Origin of the sequence: Aequorivita lipolytica (assembly GCF_007997135.1) — a bacterium.
Taxonomy (GTDB): Bacteria; Bacteroidota; Bacteroidia; order Flavobacteriales; family Flavobacteriaceae; genus Aequorivita; species Aequorivita lipolytica.
In genome coordinates, this window is the sequence record NZ_VORU01000009.1 from 38,836 (window position 1) to 59,525 (window position 20,690).

23 protein-coding genes are annotated in these 20,690 nt (G+C 37.2%); 10 read left to right on the forward strand and 13 right to left on the reverse strand.

The window, feature by feature from the left end; all coding sequences use genetic code 11:
* The first annotated feature begins 11 nt into the window (after positions 1 to 11).
* Complete coding sequence (locus ESV24_RS10850; RefSeq protein WP_111816528.1) at positions 12 to 254, forward strand: hypothetical protein; 243 nt, start codon at positions 12 to 14, stop codon at positions 252 to 254.
* On the opposite strand, the gene ESV24_RS10855 is transcribed toward ESV24_RS10850, so the two are convergent.
* The 6 genes from ESV24_RS10855 to rsfS form a co-directional block, all read right to left on the reverse strand.
* On the reverse strand, positions 255 to 521 hold the full coding sequence (locus ESV24_RS10855; protein WP_111816527.1) for an acyl-CoA-binding protein: 267 nt from the start codon (positions 519 to 521) through the stop codon (positions 255 to 257).
* Positions 518 to 1,171 carry a phosphatidylserine decarboxylase family protein gene (locus tag ESV24_RS10860; protein ID WP_111816526.1) on the reverse strand — a complete coding sequence of 218 codons (654 nt, stop codon included), beginning with the start codon at positions 1,169 to 1,171 and terminating at the stop codon, positions 518 to 520. The genes ESV24_RS10855 and ESV24_RS10860 overlap by 4 nt, the downstream gene beginning before the upstream one ends.
* Positions 1,161 to 1,994: a phosphatidate cytidylyltransferase gene (locus tag ESV24_RS10865; RefSeq protein ID WP_235004043.1), complete on the reverse strand. Its 834-nt coding sequence runs from the start codon at positions 1,992 to 1,994 to the stop codon at positions 1,161 to 1,163. The genes ESV24_RS10860 and ESV24_RS10865 overlap by 11 nt, the downstream gene beginning before the upstream one ends.
* 1 nt (position 1,995) lies before the next feature.
* On the reverse strand, positions 1,996 to 2,607 hold the full coding sequence (locus ESV24_RS10870) for an LUD domain-containing protein (protein WP_111816524.1): 612 nt from the start codon (positions 2,605 to 2,607) through the stop codon (positions 1,996 to 1,998).
* 113 nt (positions 2,608 to 2,720) lie between these two features.
* Positions 2,721 to 4,682, reverse strand: coding sequence for an ATP-dependent zinc metalloprotease FtsH (gene ftsH / locus ESV24_RS10875; protein WP_111816523.1), 1,962 nt, complete (start codon positions 4,680 to 4,682; stop codon positions 2,721 to 2,723).
* A gap of 14 nt (positions 4,683 to 4,696) precedes the next feature.
* Positions 4,697 to 5,068: a ribosome silencing factor gene (gene rsfS, locus ESV24_RS10880; RefSeq protein WP_111816522.1), complete on the reverse strand. Its 372-nt coding sequence runs from the start codon at positions 5,066 to 5,068 to the stop codon at positions 4,697 to 4,699.
* Positions 5,069 to 5,157: 89 nt separating this feature from the next.
* Between rsfS and ESV24_RS10885 the strand changes: the two genes are divergently transcribed.
* Positions 5,158 to 5,889 (forward strand): biotin--[acetyl-CoA-carboxylase] ligase, encoded by a 732-nt coding sequence (locus ESV24_RS10885; RefSeq protein WP_160110625.1) that lies wholly within the window; start codon positions 5,158 to 5,160, stop codon positions 5,887 to 5,889.
* Between the two features lie 8 nt (positions 5,890 to 5,897).
* On the opposite strand, the gene ESV24_RS10890 is transcribed toward ESV24_RS10885, so the two are convergent.
* Both ESV24_RS10890 and pyrE read right to left on the reverse strand, forming a co-directional pair.
* Positions 5,898 to 6,290, reverse strand: a complete 393-nt coding sequence (locus ESV24_RS10890; RefSeq protein ID WP_111816520.1) for an SRPBCC family protein — start codon at positions 6,288 to 6,290, stop codon at positions 5,898 to 5,900.
* Between the two features lie 141 nt (positions 6,291 to 6,431).
* Positions 6,432 to 7,070 carry an orotate phosphoribosyltransferase gene (pyrE, locus tag ESV24_RS10895; RefSeq protein ID WP_111816519.1) on the reverse strand — a complete coding sequence of 213 codons (639 nt, stop codon included), beginning with the start codon at positions 7,068 to 7,070 and terminating at the stop codon, positions 6,432 to 6,434.
* Positions 7,071 to 7,077: 7 nt separating this feature from the next.
* Here pyrE and ESV24_RS10900 point away from each other — a divergent pair, with 7 nt between their 5' ends.
* Positions 7,078 to 7,701 carry an NUDIX hydrolase gene (locus ESV24_RS10900; RefSeq protein ID WP_111816518.1) on the forward strand — a complete coding sequence of 208 codons (624 nt, stop codon included), beginning with the start codon at positions 7,078 to 7,080 and terminating at the stop codon, positions 7,699 to 7,701.
* Here the strand turns inward: ESV24_RS10900 and ESV24_RS10905 are convergent.
* The gene (locus ESV24_RS10905) at positions 7,669 to 9,405 is read right to left on the reverse strand and encodes a M14 family metallopeptidase (RefSeq protein WP_111816517.1); all 1,737 of its coding nucleotides are present in this window, start codon (positions 9,403 to 9,405) and stop codon (positions 7,669 to 7,671) included. The two genes, ESV24_RS10900 and ESV24_RS10905, sit on opposite strands and share 33 nt — an antisense overlap.
* A gap of 158 nt (positions 9,406 to 9,563) precedes the next feature.
* On the opposite strand from ESV24_RS10905, the gene ESV24_RS10910 reads away from it, so the two are divergent.
* Positions 9,564 to 10,418 (forward strand): T9SS type A sorting domain-containing protein, encoded by an 855-nt coding sequence (locus tag ESV24_RS10910; protein WP_111816516.1) that lies wholly within the window; start codon positions 9,564 to 9,566, stop codon positions 10,416 to 10,418.
* Between the two features lie 84 nt (positions 10,419 to 10,502).
* Here ESV24_RS10910 and rho read toward each other — a convergent pair whose 3' ends face one another.
* The gene (gene rho / locus ESV24_RS10915) at positions 10,503 to 12,206 is read right to left on the reverse strand and encodes a transcription termination factor Rho (protein ID WP_111816515.1); all 1,704 of its coding nucleotides are present in this window, start codon (positions 12,204 to 12,206) and stop codon (positions 10,503 to 10,505) included.
* A 202-nt stretch (positions 12,207 to 12,408) separates the two neighbouring features.
* On the opposite strand from rho, the gene ESV24_RS10920 reads away from it, so the two are divergent.
* Positions 12,409 to 12,819, forward strand: coding sequence for a DUF4293 domain-containing protein (locus tag ESV24_RS10920; protein WP_111816514.1), 411 nt, complete (start codon positions 12,409 to 12,411; stop codon positions 12,817 to 12,819).
* A 137-nt stretch (positions 12,820 to 12,956) separates the two neighbouring features.
* Here the strand turns inward: ESV24_RS10920 and ESV24_RS10925 are convergent, their stop codons facing one another.
* Entirely contained in the window at positions 12,957 to 13,448 is a 492-nt protein-coding gene (locus tag ESV24_RS10925) for a metallophosphoesterase family protein (protein ID WP_111816513.1), read from the reverse strand.
* Between the two features lie 103 nt (positions 13,449 to 13,551).
* Between ESV24_RS10925 and truA the strand changes: the two genes are divergently transcribed.
* From truA to ESV24_RS10940, 3 genes are all read left to right on the forward strand, one after another.
* Positions 13,552 to 14,295, forward strand: coding sequence for a tRNA pseudouridine(38-40) synthase TruA (truA, locus tag ESV24_RS10930; RefSeq protein ID WP_170227887.1), 744 nt, complete (start codon positions 13,552 to 13,554; stop codon positions 14,293 to 14,295).
* A 12-nt stretch (positions 14,296 to 14,307) separates the two neighbouring features.
* On the forward strand, positions 14,308 to 14,727 hold the full coding sequence (locus tag ESV24_RS10935; RefSeq protein WP_146743174.1) for a hypothetical protein: 420 nt from the start codon (positions 14,308 to 14,310) through the stop codon (positions 14,725 to 14,727).
* Between the two features lie 73 nt (positions 14,728 to 14,800).
* Positions 14,801 to 16,567: an ABC transporter ATP-binding protein gene (locus tag ESV24_RS10940; protein ID WP_111816510.1), complete on the forward strand. Its 1,767-nt coding sequence runs from the start codon at positions 14,801 to 14,803 to the stop codon at positions 16,565 to 16,567.
* 2 nt (positions 16,568 to 16,569) lie between these two features.
* On the opposite strand, the gene ESV24_RS10945 is transcribed toward ESV24_RS10940, so the two are convergent.
* Together ESV24_RS10945 and folP are read right to left on the reverse strand one after the other, a co-directional pair.
* Positions 16,570 to 17,343: a diadenylate cyclase gene (locus ESV24_RS10945; protein ID WP_111816509.1), complete on the reverse strand. Its 774-nt coding sequence runs from the start codon at positions 17,341 to 17,343 to the stop codon at positions 16,570 to 16,572.
* Between the two features lie 81 nt (positions 17,344 to 17,424).
* Complete coding sequence (folP, locus tag ESV24_RS10950; protein ID WP_111816508.1) at positions 17,425 to 18,261, reverse strand: dihydropteroate synthase; 837 nt, start codon at positions 18,259 to 18,261, stop codon at positions 17,425 to 17,427.
* 116 nt (positions 18,262 to 18,377) lie between these two features.
* On the opposite strand from folP, the gene ESV24_RS10955 reads away from it, so the two are divergent.
* Together ESV24_RS10955 and ESV24_RS10960 are read left to right on the forward strand one after the other, a co-directional pair.
* Positions 18,378 to 18,953, forward strand: coding sequence for a DUF1599 domain-containing protein (locus ESV24_RS10955; protein ID WP_111816566.1), 576 nt, complete (start codon positions 18,378 to 18,380; stop codon positions 18,951 to 18,953).
* A 30-nt stretch (positions 18,954 to 18,983) separates the two neighbouring features.
* Positions 18,984 to 20,690: a BT_3928 family protein gene (locus ESV24_RS10960; protein WP_111816507.1), complete on the forward strand. Its 1,707-nt coding sequence runs from the start codon at positions 18,984 to 18,986 to the stop codon at positions 20,688 to 20,690.

Genomic DNA, 20,690 nt, shown 5'->3' on the forward strand with positions numbered 1-20,690 from the left:
ATAAAAAAATCATGGACCAATCAAAGTACAATGAAATGGAAGCGATGCTTCATAAACTGGAAGACATTAAGAATAGTCAAAAAAGTATAATTGACAAAATTAATCATGTAATTACAGACCTATTTCAGCACCCAGACAAAGATCTTGAAAAAGCGATGGAAGCCGCGCACGAGAAGGCTTCAGAAAATGTTGATAAAATTAGGGAAGCAATAGAGGAGTATGAAATAAAATTCAACAAGGCGCAGCAGGAATAATTATTTACGATATAAAAAGTATTGATTTACGGCCTCAATATATAATTGTTTGGCCTCGTCAGTTGTAAGTCCGCGCGTTTGGAAAAGGGCGTTAGTTTTAAAAGCCGATATGTGTGGGTTTCCTCCTCTTATCGTATCTGCGTCGTTTGTAGCTCGTTTGTAATATGCGTATAGGCGCAATAACACATCTGCCGGGAAAGGTTCAGTATGATCGTTTATACTGTTTACAGCGTTTTTAAAAGCTATATCTAGCTCCTGTGAAGTCATTCTTTTTCAGCAATTATTGAGACACCTCCTTTTACTTTTTGGTTAAGAACCACTTTTATTTTAGCATCCAGAGGAAGGTAAATATCTACACGAGAGCCAAATTTTATGAAACCACTGTCTGAAGCTTGGTCCACTTCTTGGTTTACTTCGGCATAGTTCACAATGCGCTTTGCCATTGCCCCAGCAATCTGTCTGAACATTACGTCACCGAAAGCATCATTATTTATAACCACCGTAGTACGTTCATTTTCTTCGGATGACTTTGGGTGCCAAGCAACTAAATATTTCCCTGGGTGGTATTTACTGTACACCACTTTTCCGCCTACCGGATAGCGTGTTACGTGTACATTAATTGGGCTCATAAACACAGAAATCTGTAGCCTTTTATCATTGAAATATTCCTTTTCAAAAACTTCTTCAATAACAACAACCTTTCCGTCAACAGACGAAAGTATCTGGTTTGGATGCACTAAAAAGTTTCGTTTGGGATTCCTGAAAAATTGTAAAACCAATAGCAGAAGGATTATTAGCGATATAATAACGCCGCCACGAATGGTTGGGTTTTCCACAAACAAATTCGCCAAAAGGCTAAGACCGATAACGATTATCAGCGCTATAAAAATAATTTTAAATCCTTCTTTATGAAACATTGTCAACAATTAATAAAAATGCATAAACAAATGGGCTGGTGTAAATAATACTGTCTAGCCTATCATACAATCCGCCGTGTCCCGGCATAATAATGCCGCTGTCCTTAACGCCAGCCTGTCTTTTAAACTTTGATTGGATCAAATCGCCAATTGTTCCAAATATAGACACAATTATTGCCATCACTATCCAAACCCACAACGGGTATTTCTCAGCATCCAAGGGGCTGTAATTTTCCAGCACCTTAAAGATAATGAATCCTGCCAAAAGAGCACCCAGCATTCCGCCTACAAAACCTTCGATAGTTTTTTTTGGTGAAATACGCTCCAACAGCTTATGTTTTCCAAAGTTTTTACCAATAAGATATGCGAAAGTATCATTACTCCAAACCAGAATAAAAACCGCAACAATTATTTCGGGCATAAACTTGCCGTCTATATTCATAATAGGAATTAGGGTAAGAAATACGAAACCGCTTATGATATAAAATATGACAGTAATGTATTTTTTCTTTTCAAACATGGGGATTTTGCTGGTCCAGAGTACATCTTTCAGCAAATAGAGATCTACGAAAACGGTCAAAATCAAAAAAAGATAAACGGCGTTGTCGGCAAAAACTTTATAGCTCAAAAAGTAAAAAGCCGCCGCAAGCAGAATGTAGGCAAGATAACTGGTAAGGTGCACCAGTTTTAAATATTCACTGAGAGTGACTATTCCGAGTGCAAAGAAAAGCCCCATAAACCATTCGCGCGAGGTGAACATTGCAAAAATGATGATCGAAATGTATAATACGCCCGAGAGGGTCCGTACGAGAATTTCCTTCATATTATAAGTCTTCCAGTAGCAACAAATATAGGTTTTTTGTGCTACTTCCATAACTCATAAAATCCTTTTCTTTTTCGGTTTCAAAGTCTTGAATGGTAGTAATGTTACTGGGAATGTAACTTGAACTCTGATTTTTTATAATTCGCAGTCCTTCGCTAATTGTGTCAACAATCTGGCTGGTGGTGGCGAAAATGATAAAATTTGAAGGAAGTTCATTCAACTTCTTCTCTTTTATTTGGTTTGAGGAAAGCAAAATGGAACCATTATTAGAAACCAATGATTCACAAGTGGAGAGGAAGAATTTTGAATCTGTATTCTTTACGAAGTTGAGGTTAAAGCCTTCAAATTTTTTAGAAAGCATTTCGTTCACACAAAATACGTCCTGCTCGTACCAATCATTTTCAAGCATTACATTGTCAAAAGCCTCTGTAACCTCTTCCCAATTTTCACAGTAGATGAATTTCCCGCCATTATTTTTGAAATTATAGGTAAATTTTTCATCAATGGGAAGTTTTTGCTCTGGGTAATAGCTGCTATGGTCGGCTTTGTCGGCTCTCTTAGCCTTCTCTTCCGACTTGTAATTTGGGTTTAAAAGTCTTTTGAATAGACTCATTAATAATGAATTGAGGAGTTCCTATATATGTTAAACTTCAAATATATAAAATCTATGTTGAAGTTGTGTTACCTATAATCAAAGTTTCAAGACGAAACCAAAATTGGCAACATTTAGGTCGTTGCCGGTCTTGGTGCTTCTTCTGATTTTACAAATGGTCTGTCTCCAAATATTTTTTGAAGATTGTCCTTAAATATTACTTCTTTTTCAAGAAGAACGTTAGCCAATTCCGTCAATTTATCTTTATTGTCTTCTAAAAGTTTCACAGCACGTTGGTACTGACTTTCAATAAGGATTGAGATTTCCTTATCAATCAATTCCGCAGTTTTCTCGCTGTAAGGTTTTGAGAAATTATATTCAGACTGCCCACTGCTATCGTAATAAGTGAGATTGCCTATTTTATCGTTTAGACCATAAATGGTCACCATTGCACGAGCCTGTTTTGTTACTTTTTCAAGATCGCTCAAAGCTCCGGTAGATATACGGTTAAACATTACTTTTTCTGCAGCGCGACCGCCAAGGGCTGCACACATTTCGTCTAGCATTTGCTCTGGATGAACAATCAACCTCTCTTCTGGCAGGTACCATGCAGCTCCTAGGGATTGTCCACGGGGTACAATAGTCACTTTTACTAATGGTGCTGCGTGTTCAAGCATCCAGCTAACTGTGGCGTGACCAGCTTCGTGAAAGGCAATGGCGCGTTTTTCATCCACTGTCATTATTTTATTTTTCTTTTCAAGACCGCCAACAATCCTATCCACGGCATCAAGGAAATCTTGTTTACCAACGGATTTTTTACCGTTTCTCGCTGCAATCAAAGCTGCTTCGTTACAAACATTTGCAATATCTGCTCCTGAGAAGCCAGGGGTTTGTTTTGAAAGAAAATCGGTATCTAAATTGTCGTCCTTCTTGATTGGGCGCAAGTGTACTTCAAAAATTTCTTTGCGTTCGCGAACGTCTGGAAGATCCACATATATCTGTCTGTCAAAACGCCCGGCACGCATCAAGGCCTTGTCCAAAACGTCTGCTCTGTTTGTTGCGGCAAGTACAATTACGTTTGTATTTGTTCCAAAACCGTCCATTTCGGTAAGTAGCTGGTTCAAGGTGTTTTCGCGCTCATCGTTGCTTCCGGAGAAGTTATTCTTCCCACGGGCTCGGCCAATGGCATCAATTTCATCAATAAAAATAATAGCTGGAGATTTGTCTTTCGCTTGTTTGAAAAGATCACGAACACGAGATGCACCCACCCCCACAAACATTTCCACAAAATCTGAACCTGAAAGTGAGAAGAATGGTACTTTAGCCTCACCAGCTACAGCTTTTGCCAATAAAGTTTTACCGGTTCCAGGAGGTCCCACGAGCAGTGCTCCCTTAGGAATTTTACCTCCCAAAGAGGTGTATTTTTCAGGTTGTTTCAGGAAATCTACAATTTCCTGTACTTCTTCCTTAGCACCTTCAAGGCCTGCAACATCTTTGAAGGAGGTTTTTACATCGGTCTTTTCGTCAAAAAGTTTTGCTTTAGATTTTCCGATGTTAAACAATTGCCCTCCAGCACCGCCGCCGGCTCCTGAAGACATTCTTCGCATAATGAAGATCCAAATAGCAATAATGATTACGAATGGTAAAATACCCATCAAAACATCACCCCAAACGTTACTGTCTGTTTCAAAATTTAGTGAGGTAGTTAAATTGTTCTCTGCCTTAATATCTTGGAAATCTTTTTGAAAAATTTGAAGATCACCGAATTCAAACTGGTAATCTGGATCATTCGGTCCAGGCGCTAAAAATGAAGGAGTATTTTCTTTTTTAGCATGAACTTCTTTTTCTTTTGCAGCATCGCTAAGATAGACTTTGGCGATTTTTTTATTGATGACGTCTACTTTTTCAACATCGCCACTTCTCAAAAATTCTTCAAATTTAGCTTGATTTGTTTTTTCGGGCTGTGACCAACTGCCGCCGCCAAAAATTTGGATACCAAAAAAGAGCAGGATTATTGCTGCATAGACCCAGTAATACGAAGCCTTTGGCTTTTTTGAATCGTTCTTTTTATTTTTATTTTTATTTTCTTCAGCCATAAGGCAATTATCTTTTAGTGTGTTGTTTCTATTTTAACCGATTTTGCATCTCCCCAAAGTCCTTCAATATCATAAAATTCACGAATATGCTTTTGAAAAACATGTACTACTACGTGCACATAATCCATAAGAACCCATTCCGAGTTATCGCTGCCTTCAACGTGCCACGGTTTTTCTTTTAAAGCTTTACTTACGGATTTTTGAACGGAATTAACAATAGCGTTAACTTGGGTGTTGGAGGTACCATTGCAGATTATAAAATAGTCACAAACGGTATTTTCTATATCTCGTAGGTCAAGAATCTCTATGTCTTGGCCTTTTACATCTTCAATCCCTCGTATTATTTGAGTAATAAGTTGATCTGTTCCTGCTTGTTTTTTCTGCATTAATTATTTTTCTTTTCTTTTGCGCAAAGTTATTACTTTTTTGTTTCTTGAAGCGCCTTAAAGGCGTAATACTAAACTTAATTATCGTTTTGAACATAATCAAACTTAGTGCCATCGATTCCACTAATACCTACCTGAAGCAGTTGGCAAAGGAAACGCAGTTGCCGGATGAAACCGTAGTGACAACTCAAAAACAACTTTCTGGTCGTGGACAAATGGGTAATGGTTGGCTTTCACGAGAAGGTCAAAGCCTTACTTTCAGTATCTTAAAAGAGTTTAAAGGCCTATTGGCAGAACGGCAGTTTATGGTTTCAATGGCAGTTTCATTGGCTATTTTGGATGCCTTGCATAACCAACATGTCCCGAATATTTCAATAAAGTGGCCAAACGACATATTGTCAGCAAAAAAGAAAGTTGGCGGTATCTTAATTGAAAATGTACTGGAGCGAAGTTGTGTGAAATATTCCGTAATTGGTGTCGGGTTAAATGTGAATGAAACCGATTTTCCGAATTTACCACAAGCAAGCTCTTTAAAACTTGAAACGGGGAAGACTTTTGATTTGGACGAAATATTCGAAAAAACCACGAATTCGATCTTTAAGAACTTGCGAAATCTTTCAGAAAAGGACTTTTCAGAAATGATGCAACGTTACGAAAGCAACCTATTCCAAAAAGGAGTAATCTCAGTTTTTGAAAGTCCCGAAGGCTTACGCTTTAATGGAATAATTAAAGGCGTTTCAGAAATTGGCGAACTGTACGTTGAAACTGAAAATACCTCAGTTAAAAAATTTCAGTTGAAAGATGTAAGATTAATTTATTAGACTTTCAATTAAAGCCGCTCTAAGTTTGTGGCAAGCGTTTCAATAAATTTTGAAATTGGTCCTTTTACCATCATCGCCATCATAGTGTTGAATTCACCTTCAAAAAGTAATTCTACGGTTGAAGTATTTTCAGAAACTTCTTCAATATTTCCAGTTAATGAAAATGGAATTTTATCACTGATTGCTCCCAAAACAACCTTGTTTGGTTTTTCAACTTCTTTAACTTCCAATGCAATTTCCGGCATTCCCTTTAATGCAAAAACAAAGGCATTATTTCTTATGACCTCAAATTTGCTGATGTTCTCTGGCATTAATGTTTCAAAATTCTTTACATCGGTCAAAAAATCACATAGTTCTGCTGCAGATTTTTGAACGGTTACTTTTTTGCTGTTTAATCTCATTTTGGAAGTTTATGTGTTTAAATGCTTATGCGTTTAGAGAAAAAAAATCTAATTTTCTCTTTGATATCAATCCCTCAATATATTTTCTGATAACTGATAACTGATAACTGATAACTGATAACTGATAACTGATAACTGAAATCACCCCCAAGTTTCAGGATTCTCCCGCCATTCAGAAAGTAACGCAGCTTCTTCAGAATTTATATATCTTGATTTTTCGGCTTCTTCCAGCAACATTTCATAATTGCTCAAAGTGTTCAAAGTAACGTGGGCATTCCTAAAATTTTCTTCCGCAGTTTTAAAGCCGTAGCTGAAAATTGCCAACATTCCTTTCACATTTGCATCTGCTTCCTTTAAAGCTTCAACAGCCAGCAAGCTACTCTTTCCGGTGCTTATTAGGTCTTCCACAACTATTACGCTGGTGTTTGGTTCCAAATGGCCCTCAATTTTATTTTGGCGTCCGTGGCCTTTTGCTTCGGGACGAACGTAACAAAAAGGAACGTTCAAATAATCGGCTACCAAAGCGCCCATCCCAATTGCTCCAGTAGCTACACCGGCAATCATTTCGGGCTTTCCGTAAAGTTCCTCAATTTGTTTGGCGAGGTTTTCACGAATGTAATTTCGTATCATTGGATAGGAAAGTGTGATGCGATTATCGCAATAGATAGGAGATTTCCATCCCGATGCCCATGTAAAAGGGTTTTGTGGTTGTAATTTTATTGCATTAATTTGCAATAGCAACGCAGCGGTTTTTTGTGCCGTTTCTTTGTTTAATATCATCGTGCAAATGTATAAAGTTTTTGTAAAAGAAATTCCTATTATTCTTTCCACTGAGAAAAATATTGGGGAGCATTATACTACCATCCCTTTAAAACAAGCTCGTTTTAAGAAGTTGATAAAAAAAATAAACAATGGTGAACTGCTCTACGTGAACCTTTATCACAAAAATGCAGAAAAGTTGGAACGCTTTCTTCGGAAAAAAATAAAAGTTGTGGAAGCCGCCGGAGGAATGGTCTATAACAGTAAAAAAGAAATTCTTTTTATCCGAAGAAACAAGAAATGGGATCTTCCCAAAGGTAAAATTGAAAAAGGAGAAACCCATCGCGAAGCAGCTGTGAGAGAAGTTATTGAGGAAACTGGTGTGAAAGATCTGGAAATTCGAGATTTTATAATGACCACCTACCACGTTTTTACCCGCAACGATAAATTCCGACTCAAAATAACGTATTGGTACGAAATGTTTAGCGATTACGATGGTCCGCTGGTTCCTGAACCCCAAGAGGGAATTAAAAAGGTAAAGTGGAAGAATTTTGAAAAATCCCAAAAAGCGTTGTTGGATTCTTACGAAAATATAAAACTGCTCTTTCCGAAGGAATATCTAACCACCCACCCGAACGATAGGATAACGTAAGTGCGATTTTTCGTAATTGGGCGATTGTTTGTGGATCCAATCTAATTGGGCGTACCAGTTTTGTGCAAACTCTGGTTCAGTGTCTTTTTTAGCTTCGAATTCTTTTTTGATTTCAGGATTTTCATTTAAAAATTTTTCAGCCATATCTTCCCAAACGTAGGGCGAAAAACCTTCTTTTTGTGGAAGTATTGCGTCAAAAAAATTCCAGTTAAAAAACGAATCGGGGGCGGATGGTTCTAGTGTTTCCAACAAATAGCGTACGCCCGGCTGTTGGGTATTTACCAAAATATCACCTGCTTTAATGGAAACAATTTGTGCAGTTTTTGATACTTCGGTTTTGTAATGCAGATAATGTCCTTCAAAAGGATTTTTCACAGTTTCAAAACTTTTAATTTTATAAACTTCAGCGGAAATAATCGAATCATTTTTAATTTCCGAAAAAGAGATACCGTTCAATTTCAGAAGTTCGATAATGTTCCAATATCCTTTGGGAACAATGTATGCCGAAGGAATTTTAACTGAATCCGCCACTTTAAAATAATTATAATAAGTTACATTTTTGGTAAAAGGTTTGTCAGGAAAATACTTCAAACGATCTGCACCCGTAATTTTACTCGGAATCATTTTTCCCTCATAACCTTTAAATGAAAGAGTAGAAGTTTTGGAAGAATCCACTTCCCAGGAAATAGGGTAGTAGCTTCCTGCTTTGTATTTTTCAAATGAATTTTTCCGCAGTGTTTTAATTTTTTCTGCATCCGTGTCAGCAATATTTATAAAAGATTTCACTAGTTCATAAGTACCTTCAACTCTTTGTTTATAAGGTTTCAGCATATGCGTTTCCACCATCATTCCAAAGGTATTAAACAATGCTGCGTAACCAGTGGAATAACGCGGCGAATCTAAAAACTGTTCAAAACCAATTTCGGGAACTTGGTTAAAAACGTTTATATAGGGTGTGATATCCCATTTTTTTTGATGGAGAGAATCCTCCAATTGGGGCATCAGCGAGCTGTGCAAATAATTTCCCAATTCGCCGCCCAATTTGTTGTGCTGCGTAAAAAGATGCGTAAGCACATATTGATAATCGGCGCCGTTGCTTACGTGATTATCAATGAATAAATCTGGGTTTAACCAATGGAATATTTCGGCGAAAGCGTGCGCATTTTTAGTGTCAGATTTGATGAAATCCCGGTTCAAATCGTAATTTCTTGCGTTGCCGCGAAAACCGTATTCTTCGGGTCCGTTTTGATTGGTTCTGCTGGTACTGTTTCTGTTTAAAGCCCCGCCAATGTTGTAAATAGGGATTGCTGCAATTATAGTGTTCTTAGGAACGGGAATTTTATTTTCGGCAAAATCACGAAAAAGAAGCATAGTGGCGTCAATGCCGTCAGGCTCTCCCGGATGGATTCCGTTATTGATTAGCAATAGGTTTTTGCCATTTTTTGAGAAGGCTTCTTTTGAATTCTTATTAGTTTTATTTTCGGAATCAAAAATAACCACATGCAGCGGAAAACCGCTATCGGTCTGTCCCATTTCAAAAACTGTTATTGATGGAAATTTCTTTTCCAGAGTTAAATAGTAGGCTATGACTTCTTCATATGTTTCGGTTTGATTGCCATTTGAAGTTTCAAAAACGGTTTGGGAATGTTGTGCGATTATGGTATTGAAAATGAAAAATATAAAAATTTTGAGGAAAGACTTCATTGGTTAATTCATTTAATTATTCTCTTAGAGTTTGTCTGAACACAATATTACGCAAGTTGCTAATAAGTAAATAGAAAAACTTAAAAATATAAGTTGTGTCTTTTTTCTTGCGGATTTTTTTTTGTTTAACTTGCTTACTCACTGTTTATTGTATTTTTATGAAAACAATTACTTTACTTCACGCAACATTCCTACTTATTTTCTTTTTGGGCATAAAATCACACGCTCAAACTCCAGAAAATGAAATTATTCTTTCACAAAACATTAGTCAAATTTTATTGCTCAATGGTGGCTTGGCTTGTGCTGGTGGCGATAACCAATGGTATCGGGCATATAGACTTATTGACAAAGGCATAAATACCTCTGTGGCACTAACAGGGGTTGAGTTTGGCGTTCAGGCTATTGATGCTTCAACAGAACTGGAAGTTTTTGCTTATGATTATGAAGAATTTCCTGATGGTTTTGACATCAGTAATCCACCCACACCCTTAGCATCTGGAACTGTTACTGTGGGCACCGGAGATGTGGGGGTTTTTATAAGGGCATATTTTGATACCCCTGCGGTGGTTTTGCCCAGTACAACTGTTGTTGTGAGTGTCGTACAACCTACTGTAGATGGTGTTAATTTCTTTCTGGGGATTACGGAAAGCGAAACAAAACCAAGTTTTAAATCTAGTGCACAATGTGGGCCCTCAACACCTATTTCTATGATTGATTTAGGGTTTCCCGATTCCCGCCATTTGGTTAACTTAATCCTTGAAGATGAACTATCCGTACCTGCGCGAACTATTGAAAACTTTACGGTATATCCAAACCCTGCGAAAGAGGTACTAAACCTATTCCTTGCTTCTTTAACTATTAAAGATATTGAACTATACGATATTGTTGGAAAGAAATTAAACTGCAATTACAGTGATTCGACCATTGACGTTTCGGGTCTTTCCGAAGGAACTTACTTTTCAAAAATAAGTACAGACACTACCGTTTTTACCCGAAAGTTTGTGAAAGAATAGTTTTCAATTAATAAAATCGAAATGAATTTATTAAAAAGCCCCGCAAAACTTTTGCGGGGCTTGATATTTTCAGTTTAAAGAATTTTAACCGTTCATCGAAATCAAAAACTCTTCGTTGTTTTTGGTTTTTTTAATTCGGTCGTTGATGAATTCCATTGCTTCCACAGGGTTCATATCTGCAAGGTATTTGCGCAATACCCACATACGTTGGAGTGTGTTTTCATCAAGCAGCAAATCGTCGCGACGTGTGCTGGAAGAAGTAAGGTCTATGGCTGGGAAAATTCTTCGGTTGGAAATTTTTCTATCCAATTGAAGTTCCATGTTGCCGGTTCCTTTAAATTCCTCAAAAATAACCTCGTCCATTTTAGAACCCGTTTCAGTCAGAGCAGTTGCAATGATAGTTAAAGAACCACCGTTTTCAATATTACGGGCAGCACCAAAGAAACGTTTTGGTTTGTGAAGCGCATTTGCATCCACACCACCACTTAATATTTTACCGCTCGCTGGCTGAACTGTGTTATAAGCTCTCGCCAAACGCGTAATGGAATCCAAAAGAATTACTACATCGTGACCACATTCTACCAATCGTTTTGCTTTATCTATAACTAGATTTGCTACACGCACATGTTCCGTAGCTTCTTTATCAAAAGTTGAAGCAACCACTTCACCACGAACATTTCGTTGCATATCGGTAACTTCCTCCGGGCGTTCGTCAATTAAAAGAATAATTTGGTAAACTTCCGGATGGTTTGCGGCTATTGCATTTGCAATATCTTTCAACAACATAGTTTTACCCGTTTTTGGCTGGGAAACAATCATTCCACGCTGTCCTTTTCCGATAGGTGCAAAAAGATCTATAATCCTTGTTGAAATAGTACTTTGCTTATCGGCAAGGTTGAATTTTTCTTGTGGGAAAAGCGGCGTTAAATGCTCAAAAGAAACTCGGTCGCGAACCACATTAGGGTTTAGACCATTTATTTTGTTCACCTTAATTAAAGGAAAATATTTTTCACCTTCCTTTGGCGGACGCACTTCGCCTAAAACAGTATCTCCAGTTTTTAAACCGAAAAGACGAATCTGTGATTGCGAAACGTAAATATCATCGGGAGATGACAGATAATTGTAATCGCTGGAACGCAAAAATCCATAGCCATCCTGCATTAGATCAAGCACACCTTCGCTTTCAATTATTCCATCAAACTCATAATCTGGCTCGCGATAACGGTTTCGGGAATCTTTGTTTCCGTTACTTCTATTATCCTGCACATTGCCGTCCTTTTGTTTTTGGTTTTGATGTTTTGGGCGGTTGTCTGAGTTGTTATTGTCGTTGCGCTGGTTTTTCTGCCTGTTGTCAGTATCGTTAGAAACTGGCCGCGGATTAGGCTTTTTGTGTTGCGGCTTTTTGTCGCTTTCCTTTTTATCCTTTTTATCGTTGCTCGAACGCTTGTCGTCAGCAGTTTTTTTATCATCATCACTTTTTTTATCGTGATGTGGTTTATTTGGCTGCGGCTTTTTGTTTCTGTTGTCGTTCTTCTGCGGGCGCGGTTTTGAATCTTTCTCGCGATTATCACTAGAAGAAGCGGTTTTTTCCTCCTTTTTTGTTTCTGAAGAAGACTCTTCCGCTTTAATGACTGCTTTTACCGCCTTTGGATTGGCAGCTTGGTAATCGAGGATTTGATATACCAAGTCTAATTTTTTTTGTGTGCGATATTTCGGCACATTGAGGTCTTTGGCTATATCCTGAAGCTCAGGTAGCTTTTTACTTTTTAAATCTGAAATTTCAAACATGTAGAAAATACTGTAGTTTAAGTTTATACTGTTATGTTCCTTTTGAGAAGGTAAGTACGTTGAAAAAATTTTCGAAGACTAAGTAACCTTGATTGAGTTGGTTACAAATTGTTACTGCAATAATACAACAATAAATTAAAAAGCAGCGTTATTTTTTTTAAAAAGAAACAGTATTTTTGCTGCTTAATTGAGTTTTTGTAAAATGATACAACGCATTCAGACCATTTATTTAATTGTTTCCGCCCTTGTTATGGGAGCCTTGTTTATGTGGTTTCCAGTTGTATTGGGAGCAGATGGTTCGGTAATTATGGACCGTAATGAGCCTTTGCTTTTTGGACTCATATTTGTTTCAATCGCGCTGGCGATTCTTTCAATCTTAAATTTCAAAAAACGGCAGACACAGTTTGTGATAAACCGTTTAAATATAATATCAAACTTTGTATTACTGGGAGTTTTCGTTTACAGGTTGCTAACTTTATCCGGAGAAACTATTGTTTCAGAGAAGGGTATTGGGGTGCTTTTTCCCATCATTTCTATCGTATTTTTAGTGCTGGCCAATAAGGCTATAAAAAGGGATGAGGACCTCGTAAAATCTGTTGATCGTTTACGATAAACCGATCTTAGTATATTAGTGCAGAACCCCTGAAGTATGCCAACTTCGGGGGTTTTTTGTTTTTTGTTAAGTTCAAAGTTCAAGTTTTAAGCTGAATTTTCACTAATTCCTCTTCGCTATTCGCTCTTCGTTAAAACTTATTTCCCAAACTCAATAACTTCCAAATTCTGGATTTTCTCCCCATCAATTTCAAAACGGAGCATGGTGCGCACTTTCTGAAAACCGTGTTTGCCAGCGGCGCCAGGATTCATATGTAGCAGTCCCGTTTTTTTATCTGGTATCACTTTTAAAATATGCGAGTGGCCAGAGATGAAAATTTTTGGAGGGTTGGAATAAATTTCCTGCCTAATAGAAGGATTGTACTTTCCGGGATAGCCACCAATGTGGGTTATCCAAACGTCAACCCCTTCGCACATAAAACGATTGTTCAGTGGAAACTCCATGCGTGCTTCGGTATTATCTATATTTCCATAAACAGCTCGCAAAGGCTTGAGTTTTTTTATGGCATCTGTAACAGAAAGATCGCCAATATCGCCAGCATGCCACACTTCATCGGCCTGTTTTACATATTGCAGAATTTTTTCATCTATATAACTGTGGGTATCGCTTAGCAGGAGAATTTTTTTCAATTTGGATGGAATTTTTGTTTTGCGAAGGTATTAAGTTTTTCAAATTTATAACAGAATTGCTGGCTTGTAAATCGTAATTTTGTCAATTCTGAAAAAAATCCAATTGCGATACTTTATTGAAATAGCCTATAATGGGAAAAACTATTTTGGATGGCAGCGCCAGCCCGAACAGATTAGCGTGCAGCAGGTTTTGGAAGAGACGCTTTCAACATTGCTTCGGAAGGAAATAAAACTTATGGGAGCGGGCAGAACGGATGCAGGTGTTCATGCAAAACAACTGTTTGCACATTTTGATTTTGATGAATTGGACAATAAAGATGAATTTCTTTTCAGAATAAATTCTTTTCTTCCAAAGGATATTTCTGTAAAAAATATTTTTGAAGTAAAGGGAGATGCCCACGCACGTTTTGATGCTATTGAAAGGGAATATGAATATTTAATTTCACTTGGGAAAGATCCTTTTTCCCAGGATTTTGCGTTTCAAATAAACAACAAACCCGATGTGGATTTGATGAACAAAGCCGCAGAATTGTTATTGCACCATAAAAATTTCCAATGCTTTTCGCGCTCCAAAACTGATGTAAAAACGTACAATTGCACAATTGTAAAAGCACGTTGGGAAGCTAAAAATAATAGACTTATTTTTACCATCGCCGCAGATCGTTTTCTTCGGAATATGGTCCGTGCAATCGTTGGAACGCTATTGGATGTGGGTCACGGAAAGACTACTTTGGAAGATTTTAAAGCAATATTGAACAGTAAAAGTAGGGAAGAAGCTGGTGCCTCAGCTCCAGCGCATGGTCTGTATTTAACGAAAGTTGTTTATCCGGAAGTTTTATTAATTTAGAAAAAAGCAACATTGATAAAAAGATATAGAAATCAAAAGATTGTTCAATTGACAATTGGAATAATATGGTTATTCGGAATTTACTTTTTTGTAGATTATGACTTCATTCGAATTGGAATGCTAGCCTTTATTTTTTTTATAGGAATAATATATAACACGAAATTATTGACAAATATTAAAATGAACAATGGATTTTACTTTCTTGAGACATACTCAATTATAACTCAAAAGGAAGAAATTAAAATTTCGGAATCACAAATTGTTCAAATAATTTATAAAGCTAATTCATTATTTAATTCTCATAACTTGGTTTTAAAATATAATGGTACAAATGGTATTATAATCAAAAAGCTTTATCTGAATGCAGCACCTTGGAGTGAACTGACTTTTGAGCTAAGCCAAATAAAAAAAAGTATAGCCAAAAATGTATAATAGCCCTCTTATAAAGGGAATAGTTGGAATAAATTTATTACTTATTAACGAATTTACAAATTAACAGTTTAAAGTGTCAGAATCTACAGGAAACGCATTTGATTTTAAGCTTTTTAAGCGATTGTTAGCTTTTACGAAGCCATATCGTGGCGTGTTTTATTTTGTAGCTTTTGCGGCAATTATAATGTCGGGACTTGCTGTTTTGCGGCCCTATCTTTTGCAATTGGCCATAGATAATTCTATGGTTCCCAAAGATGGTGACGGTTTTATGGAGTACATCATTTTGATGGTGATAGTTCTTTTTCTTGAGGTGATTTTTCAGTTCGCTTTTATTTTTTGCACCAACTGGCTCGGACAAAGTGTAATCCGTGATATGCGTCAAAAGCTCTTTCGGCTAATGATGAGTTTCAAAATGAAATATTTTGATAAGAGCGCCGTGGGAAGATTGACAACCCGAGCTGTGAACGATGTGGAAACCATCTCAAGTATTTTTAGCGAAGGGCTTTTTATGATTATTAGTGATCTTTTAAAAATGCTTGTCATCGCGGGATTTATGCTTTATCAAAGCTGGCGATTGTCTTTAATAGTATTTATTATTCTGCCTTTTATATTATATGCAACGCGTGTTTTTCAAAAAGCAATGAAAGTAGCTTTTGAAGACGTTCGTAACCAAGTTGCAAATCTAAATACCTTTGTACAGGAACGAATCACAGGGATGAAAATAGTACAGATTTTCACTCGTGAGAAAACGGAATACCAGCATTTTCAGGAAATAAATAAAGACCATCGAAAGGCTTGGATAAAAACCGTTTGGTACAACTCCATTTTTTTTCCAATCGCTGAAACCGCGGGAGCTGTGGCTACTGGTTTAGTAGTTTGGTACGGTGGCCTGAACGTTATTGGCGGCGGCTTTGTTACTTTGGGTATTATTACTGCCTTTATACAATATTCCGAAATGCTTTTTAGGCCACTTCGGCAAATTGCAGATAAATTTAATACCCTACAAATGGGAATGGTAGCTGCAAACCGTGTGTTTGGAATTCTCGATACCAAAGCACACATTGCCGATACGGGAACGGTTGATTATACAAGTACGAAAGGCGATATTGAATTCAGGAATGTATACTTTGGTTATAATGAAGACGAAGAAGTAATTAAAGGAATTTCGTTTAAGGCGAATCCGGGCGAAACTGTGGCAATTGTCGGCGCTACGGGTGCTGGAAAAAGTACAATCGTTAATCTACTAAATCGTTTTTATGAAATAAACCGTGGCGAAATTTTAATTGACGCAATTTCTATAAAAGATTACAAATTAGCTTCGCTTCGCAACCAGATAGCTGTTGTTTTGCAGGATGTTTTCCTTTTTGCAGATTCTATTTTGAACAATATTACGCTCAACAATCCCAATATTTCCGAAGAAGAAGTTATTGCAGCAGCAAAGGAAATTGGCGTCCACAAATTTATTGAATCGCTTCCGGGCGGCTATCATTATAACGTAAAGGAACGTGGCAGTATGCTTTCTTCCGGGCAGCGACAGCTCATTTCATTCTTGCGCGCCTACGTAAGTAAACCAAGTATTTTGATACTGGACGAGGCCACTTCTTCCGTAGATACCTATTCTGAAGAATTAATACAAACGGCAACAGATAAAATAACTAAAGGCCGAACTTCAATAGTGATTGCCCACCGTTTGGCAACTATTAAAAAAGCTGATAAAATTATAGTGATGGATGCTGGAAAGATCATGGAGGAGGGAACGCACAAAGAATTGCTGAAACTTGAAAACGGTTTTTACAGAAATCTTTACGAGGTACAGTTTATGGCAGAAGAAGCAATCTAAGCTTAGCTTAAATCTTTCTTCAAAATTTTCATAAGCTCGTCTGTATTTTCAAACAGCACAAAATTGCCATCTTTTAGATAAGAAATTGTCCCATTTTCTTCGGAAACAACTAAACAAACAGCGTCAGTTTTTTCAGTAATACCAACGGCAGCACGATGCCGAAGTCCGAATCGTAATGGAATTTTTCGGTCATTTGAAACTGGAAGAATAACACGGGTAGCTGTAATTCGGTTTTCTTCAATAATCATTGCGCCGTCGTGCAACGGACTGTTTTTGAAAAAGACACTTTCAATAATGGGCTGGTTTACTTCAAGATTCATTTCATCTCCTGTATTTTTTACAAAATCAAGACTATTGTTGCGTTGAAGTACAATTAAAGCACCTGTATTTGTGCTCGACATTTTTTTGCAGGCCGCCATTATTCCGTCCACGTTCATTTTAAGAATTCTATCATTTCCCGAAAATTTAAAATTCTTTAAAAATCTTCGGCGTGCATTGAAATTTGTAGAACCCAACATTAAAAGAAATTTTCGTATTTCAGGCTGAAAAACAACCACCAAAGCGAACATTCCCACCCCCAAAAAGCCACCGAGAATCTTGCTTAGCAGTTCCATTTCTAAAAGTTCGGTGAAAACGTAAATGGCGTAAACAATTATAATGCCTACCAAAATATTTATGGCCACGGTGCCTTTTACCAAATTATAGAGATAGTATAGCAGGAATGCCACTAGCACGATGTCTACAATATCTAGAATCCGAATGTCGAGAAAATCCAAGTATGTGCGTTTTTTTGTAAAAGTACTTTAAAAATTGATTCTATTGAAACTGTTGTTTTTATTGATACTATTGTTCGTTTTTTATTTCGTGATATTTTTTAGGCTTTCAAACAATTTCACACATTCCACAGCTTCTTTTACATCGTGTACTCTTAAGATTGATGCACCTTTTAAAAGTGAAATTGTGTTGAGCGCTGTTGTTCCGTTTAATGCATCTTCTGAGGAAATCTCCAAGGTTGTGTAAATCATCGATTTTCTGGATACGCCCACTAAAACGGGAATATCTAAATTCTGAAAAAGCTCTAGATTGTTTAAGATCTGAAAACTTTGTTCACGTGTTTTTGCAAAACCAAAACCTGGATCGACGATTATATCATCAATGCCTTCGGCCCGGGCCAATGCAATTTTTTCAGATAAATTTTTTAAAACTTCAATGGTTACATTCATGTAATCATTGAGTTTCGCCATTGTTTTTGGGGTGCCGCGCATGTGCATCAAAATGTACGGAACTTTCAGTTTTGCAACCGTTTTATACATTTCGGCATCCAAAGTTCCGCCGGAAACGTCATTTACCATTGCAGCTCCGGCTTCCACAGCTTTTTTTGCAACTTTACTACGGAAGCTGTCTACAGAAATCAATGCTTCAGAAAAAATTTTCAGAATAATTTCGATCGCTTCTACAACCCTTCGCGTTTCTTCGCTTTCAGAAATTTCATCTGCACCCGGCCGTGTGCTATAGCCGCCAATGTCCAGGAACGTAGCGCCTTCCGAAAGCATTTTTTCGGCTTGCTTTAAAATTTCTTTTTCAGTAAAGGTTTTTCCGCCGTCATAAAACGAATCTGGAGTAACATTAATGATGCCCATCACTTTGGGCACAGAGAGGTCTATTAGTTTGCCGTGGCAATTAAGGGTCTGCAATTTTTTAAAATTTGTTTTTTTAAAATCAATATGCTAGTTGCTGAATAACTTTAAGCTTTGAACTTTGAACTTTGAACTATTTAAGCGAAATTTACGCAAAATCTTACACATCACTAATGGCGGATACTTCAAATCAATATAACGACCAGATTGAAAAATGCAGAGCGCTGTTTATCAATAAAATGCACGATTACGGAAGTGCATGGCGTATTCTCCGGCTTCCATCGTTGACAGACCAAATTTTTATAAAAGCGCAGCGCATCCGTGGTTTGCAGAAAAATGCCGAACAAAAAATTGAAGAAGACGAAGCCAGCGAGTTTATTGGCATTGTAAATTATTCAATAATGGCGCTTATTCAGTTGGATAAAGGCATTGTGGAACAACCAGATTTTTCTTTGGAAGAAGCAACACAACTTTACGATGAAGAAGTTTTTAAAACCAAACAATTAATGATGGACAAAAATCACGATTACGGCGAAGCTTGGCGTGATATGCGAGTAAGTTCGTTAACAGATTTGATACTTCAGAAATTATTGCGTGTTAAACAAATTGAAAATAATAGTGGAAAAACGTTAGTTTCTGAAGGAATTGATGCTAATTACCAAGATATGATTAATTATGCGGTATTTGCGTTGATTCATTTGGAAGAAAGACAAGAGAAGAAAGAAGAAAGAAGAAAGAAAAAAGAATAAGAAATTCATTACAGGATAGAAACAATACTTATGAAAATATTAGTTGGAATATCAAGAATAATAGTCGGAGTACTTTTTATTATAAGCGGATTAATTAAGTTGAACGACCCCGTGGGTTTTTCATTTAAGCTGAAAGATTACTTCGCACCTGAAGTTTTGGACCTTGGTTTTCTGGTTCCCTATGCACTGCTTATTGCAATCTTTGTTGTAATTATTGAGGTTTTGCTGGGTGTTGCTCTCATTTTGGGCTATTTAAAAAAGTTTACGCTTTGGGCGCTATTGCTGATGATTGTGTTTTTTACGTTCCTCACGTTTTATTCGGCATATTTCAATAAAGTGACAGATTGTGGATGCTTTGGCGACGCTATAAAACTCACTCCTTGGGAATCGTTTAGCAAAGACATCGTGCTGCTGGTTTTGATCTTGATTCTTTTCTTCGGAAGAAAATATATTCAACCCTTTTTCAGCAGCGCAACACGGAGTATTATCATTTTTGTATCTTTTGTGGGCTGCCTTGGTATAACTTATTACGTGCTACAACACCTACCGATTATAGATTTTCGTCCGTATAAAATTGGGGCAAACATTAAAGATGGGATGACAGTTCCCGAAGATGCACCCGGCCCCATTTATGAATATATGTGGAAATTCAACATTAATGGTGAAGAAAAAGTGATAACCACAAACGGTGAATATCCGCAAGTTGAAGGCGAGCTGATAAGCACTGAAACTGAAATGATCCAAGAAGGCTATACGCCACCAATTCACGATTTTTCTATGGAACGTGACGGAGAGGATTATACAACCCAATTTTTGGAAGAGGAAAATCTAGTTGTAATTATTGCTTACAGCTTAGGAAATACTGAAAAAGACGGTTACATTCCAATCAGGGAGGTTACCGATAAAGCCTTAAAAAATGGCTATAATGTGATCGGTCTATCAGCTTCATCGCAAGAAATGACAGAGGCGCTTGTAGAAAAATACAAATTGAATTTCAAGTTTTATTTCTGTGATGAAACTACGTTAAAAACTATTGTTCGCAGTAATCCGGGTATTTTGGAATTAGATAATGGAACCATTAAACAAAAACTTCATTGGAATGACGCGCAAAAATTGGAACTTCCTACAGTGGAAAATGCAAAGCCCAAACTGGATTTGGATATGAAACGCCGATTGGACAGTATTGCGGTTTTGGATCAAAAATATAGGAAACTGATGCACGAAGAGTCGCCTGAAGCTCGTGCAGAACTCGGAAAAAAAATGGGGCTTTCCGAAGCGGAGTACAGCGGAGATCTTTGGAAAATGCAAGTTGTCATTGACAGTGCGAATATGAATTATGTTGAAAGAATATTTCAGACAAAAGGCTATCCAGGCAAGTCCATGGTTGGTGAACCCACTAACACTGCCGCTTGGTACGTTTTGCAACATTCAACTAAAATAGCGCAATACCTTCCAATTATAAAAAAGGCAGGAGAAGAAGGCGAGATTCCAATGAATTTAGTAGCTATGATGGAAGATCGCTATTTAATGCATGAAGGCAAGCCACAAATTTATGGTACCCAAGGCCAAATGCAGCATGACGAGAAATTTATTTGGCCCATAGAAAACCCCGAAACTGTAAACGAAAGAAGAAAAAAAGCAGGATTTACTAGCACCATTGAAGAATACGCAAAAAGCTTATTTGGAGAAGATTTTGAATATAAAGTATTGACGGTAGAACAAGCAAACCAAATATAA

Coding starts and splice junctions, on each gene's coding strand:
- ESV24_RS10850 (WP_111816528.1), top strand. CDS start 12: ATGGACCAATCAAAGTACAATGAAATGGAAGCGATGCTTCATAAACTG.
- ESV24_RS10855 (WP_111816527.1), bottom strand. CDS start 521: ATGACTTCACAGGAGCTAGATATAGCTTTTAAAAACGCTGTAAACAGT.
- ESV24_RS10860 (WP_111816526.1), bottom strand. CDS start 1,171: ATGTTTCATAAAGAAGGATTTAAAATTATTTTTATAGCGCTGATAATC.
- ESV24_RS10865 (WP_235004043.1), bottom strand. CDS start 1,994: ATGAAGGAAATTCTCGTACGGACCCTCTCGGGCGTATTATACATTTCG.
- ESV24_RS10870 (WP_111816524.1), bottom strand. CDS start 2,607: ATGAGTCTATTCAAAAGACTTTTAAACCCAAATTACAAGTCGGAAGAG.
- ftsH (WP_111816523.1), bottom strand. CDS start 4,682: ATGGCTGAAGAAAATAAAAATAAAAATAAAAAGAACGATTCAAAAAAG.
- rsfS (WP_111816522.1), bottom strand. CDS start 5,068: ATGCAGAAAAAACAAGCAGGAACAGATCAACTTATTACTCAAATAATA.
- ESV24_RS10890 (WP_111816520.1), bottom strand. CDS start 6,290: ATGAGATTAAACAGCAAAAAAGTAACCGTTCAAAAATCTGCAGCAGAA.
- pyrE (WP_111816519.1), bottom strand. CDS start 7,070: ATGATATTAAACAAAGAAACGGCACAAAAAACCGCTGCGTTGCTATTG.
- ESV24_RS10900 (WP_111816518.1), top strand. CDS start 7,078: ATGTATAAAGTTTTTGTAAAAGAAATTCCTATTATTCTTTCCACTGAG.
- ESV24_RS10905 (WP_111816517.1), bottom strand. CDS start 9,405: ATGAAGTCTTTCCTCAAAATTTTTATATTTTTCATTTTCAATACCATA.
- ESV24_RS10910 (WP_111816516.1), top strand. CDS start 9,564: ATGAAAACAATTACTTTACTTCACGCAACATTCCTACTTATTTTCTTT.
- rho (WP_111816515.1), bottom strand. CDS start 12,206: ATGTTTGAAATTTCAGATTTAAAAAGTAAAAAGCTACCTGAGCTTCAG.
- ESV24_RS10920 (WP_111816514.1), top strand. CDS start 12,409: ATGATACAACGCATTCAGACCATTTATTTAATTGTTTCCGCCCTTGTT.
- ESV24_RS10955 (WP_111816566.1), top strand. CDS start 18,378: ATGGCGGATACTTCAAATCAATATAACGACCAGATTGAAAAATGCAGA.
- ESV24_RS10960 (WP_111816507.1), top strand. CDS start 18,984: ATGAAAATATTAGTTGGAATATCAAGAATAATAGTCGGAGTACTTTTT.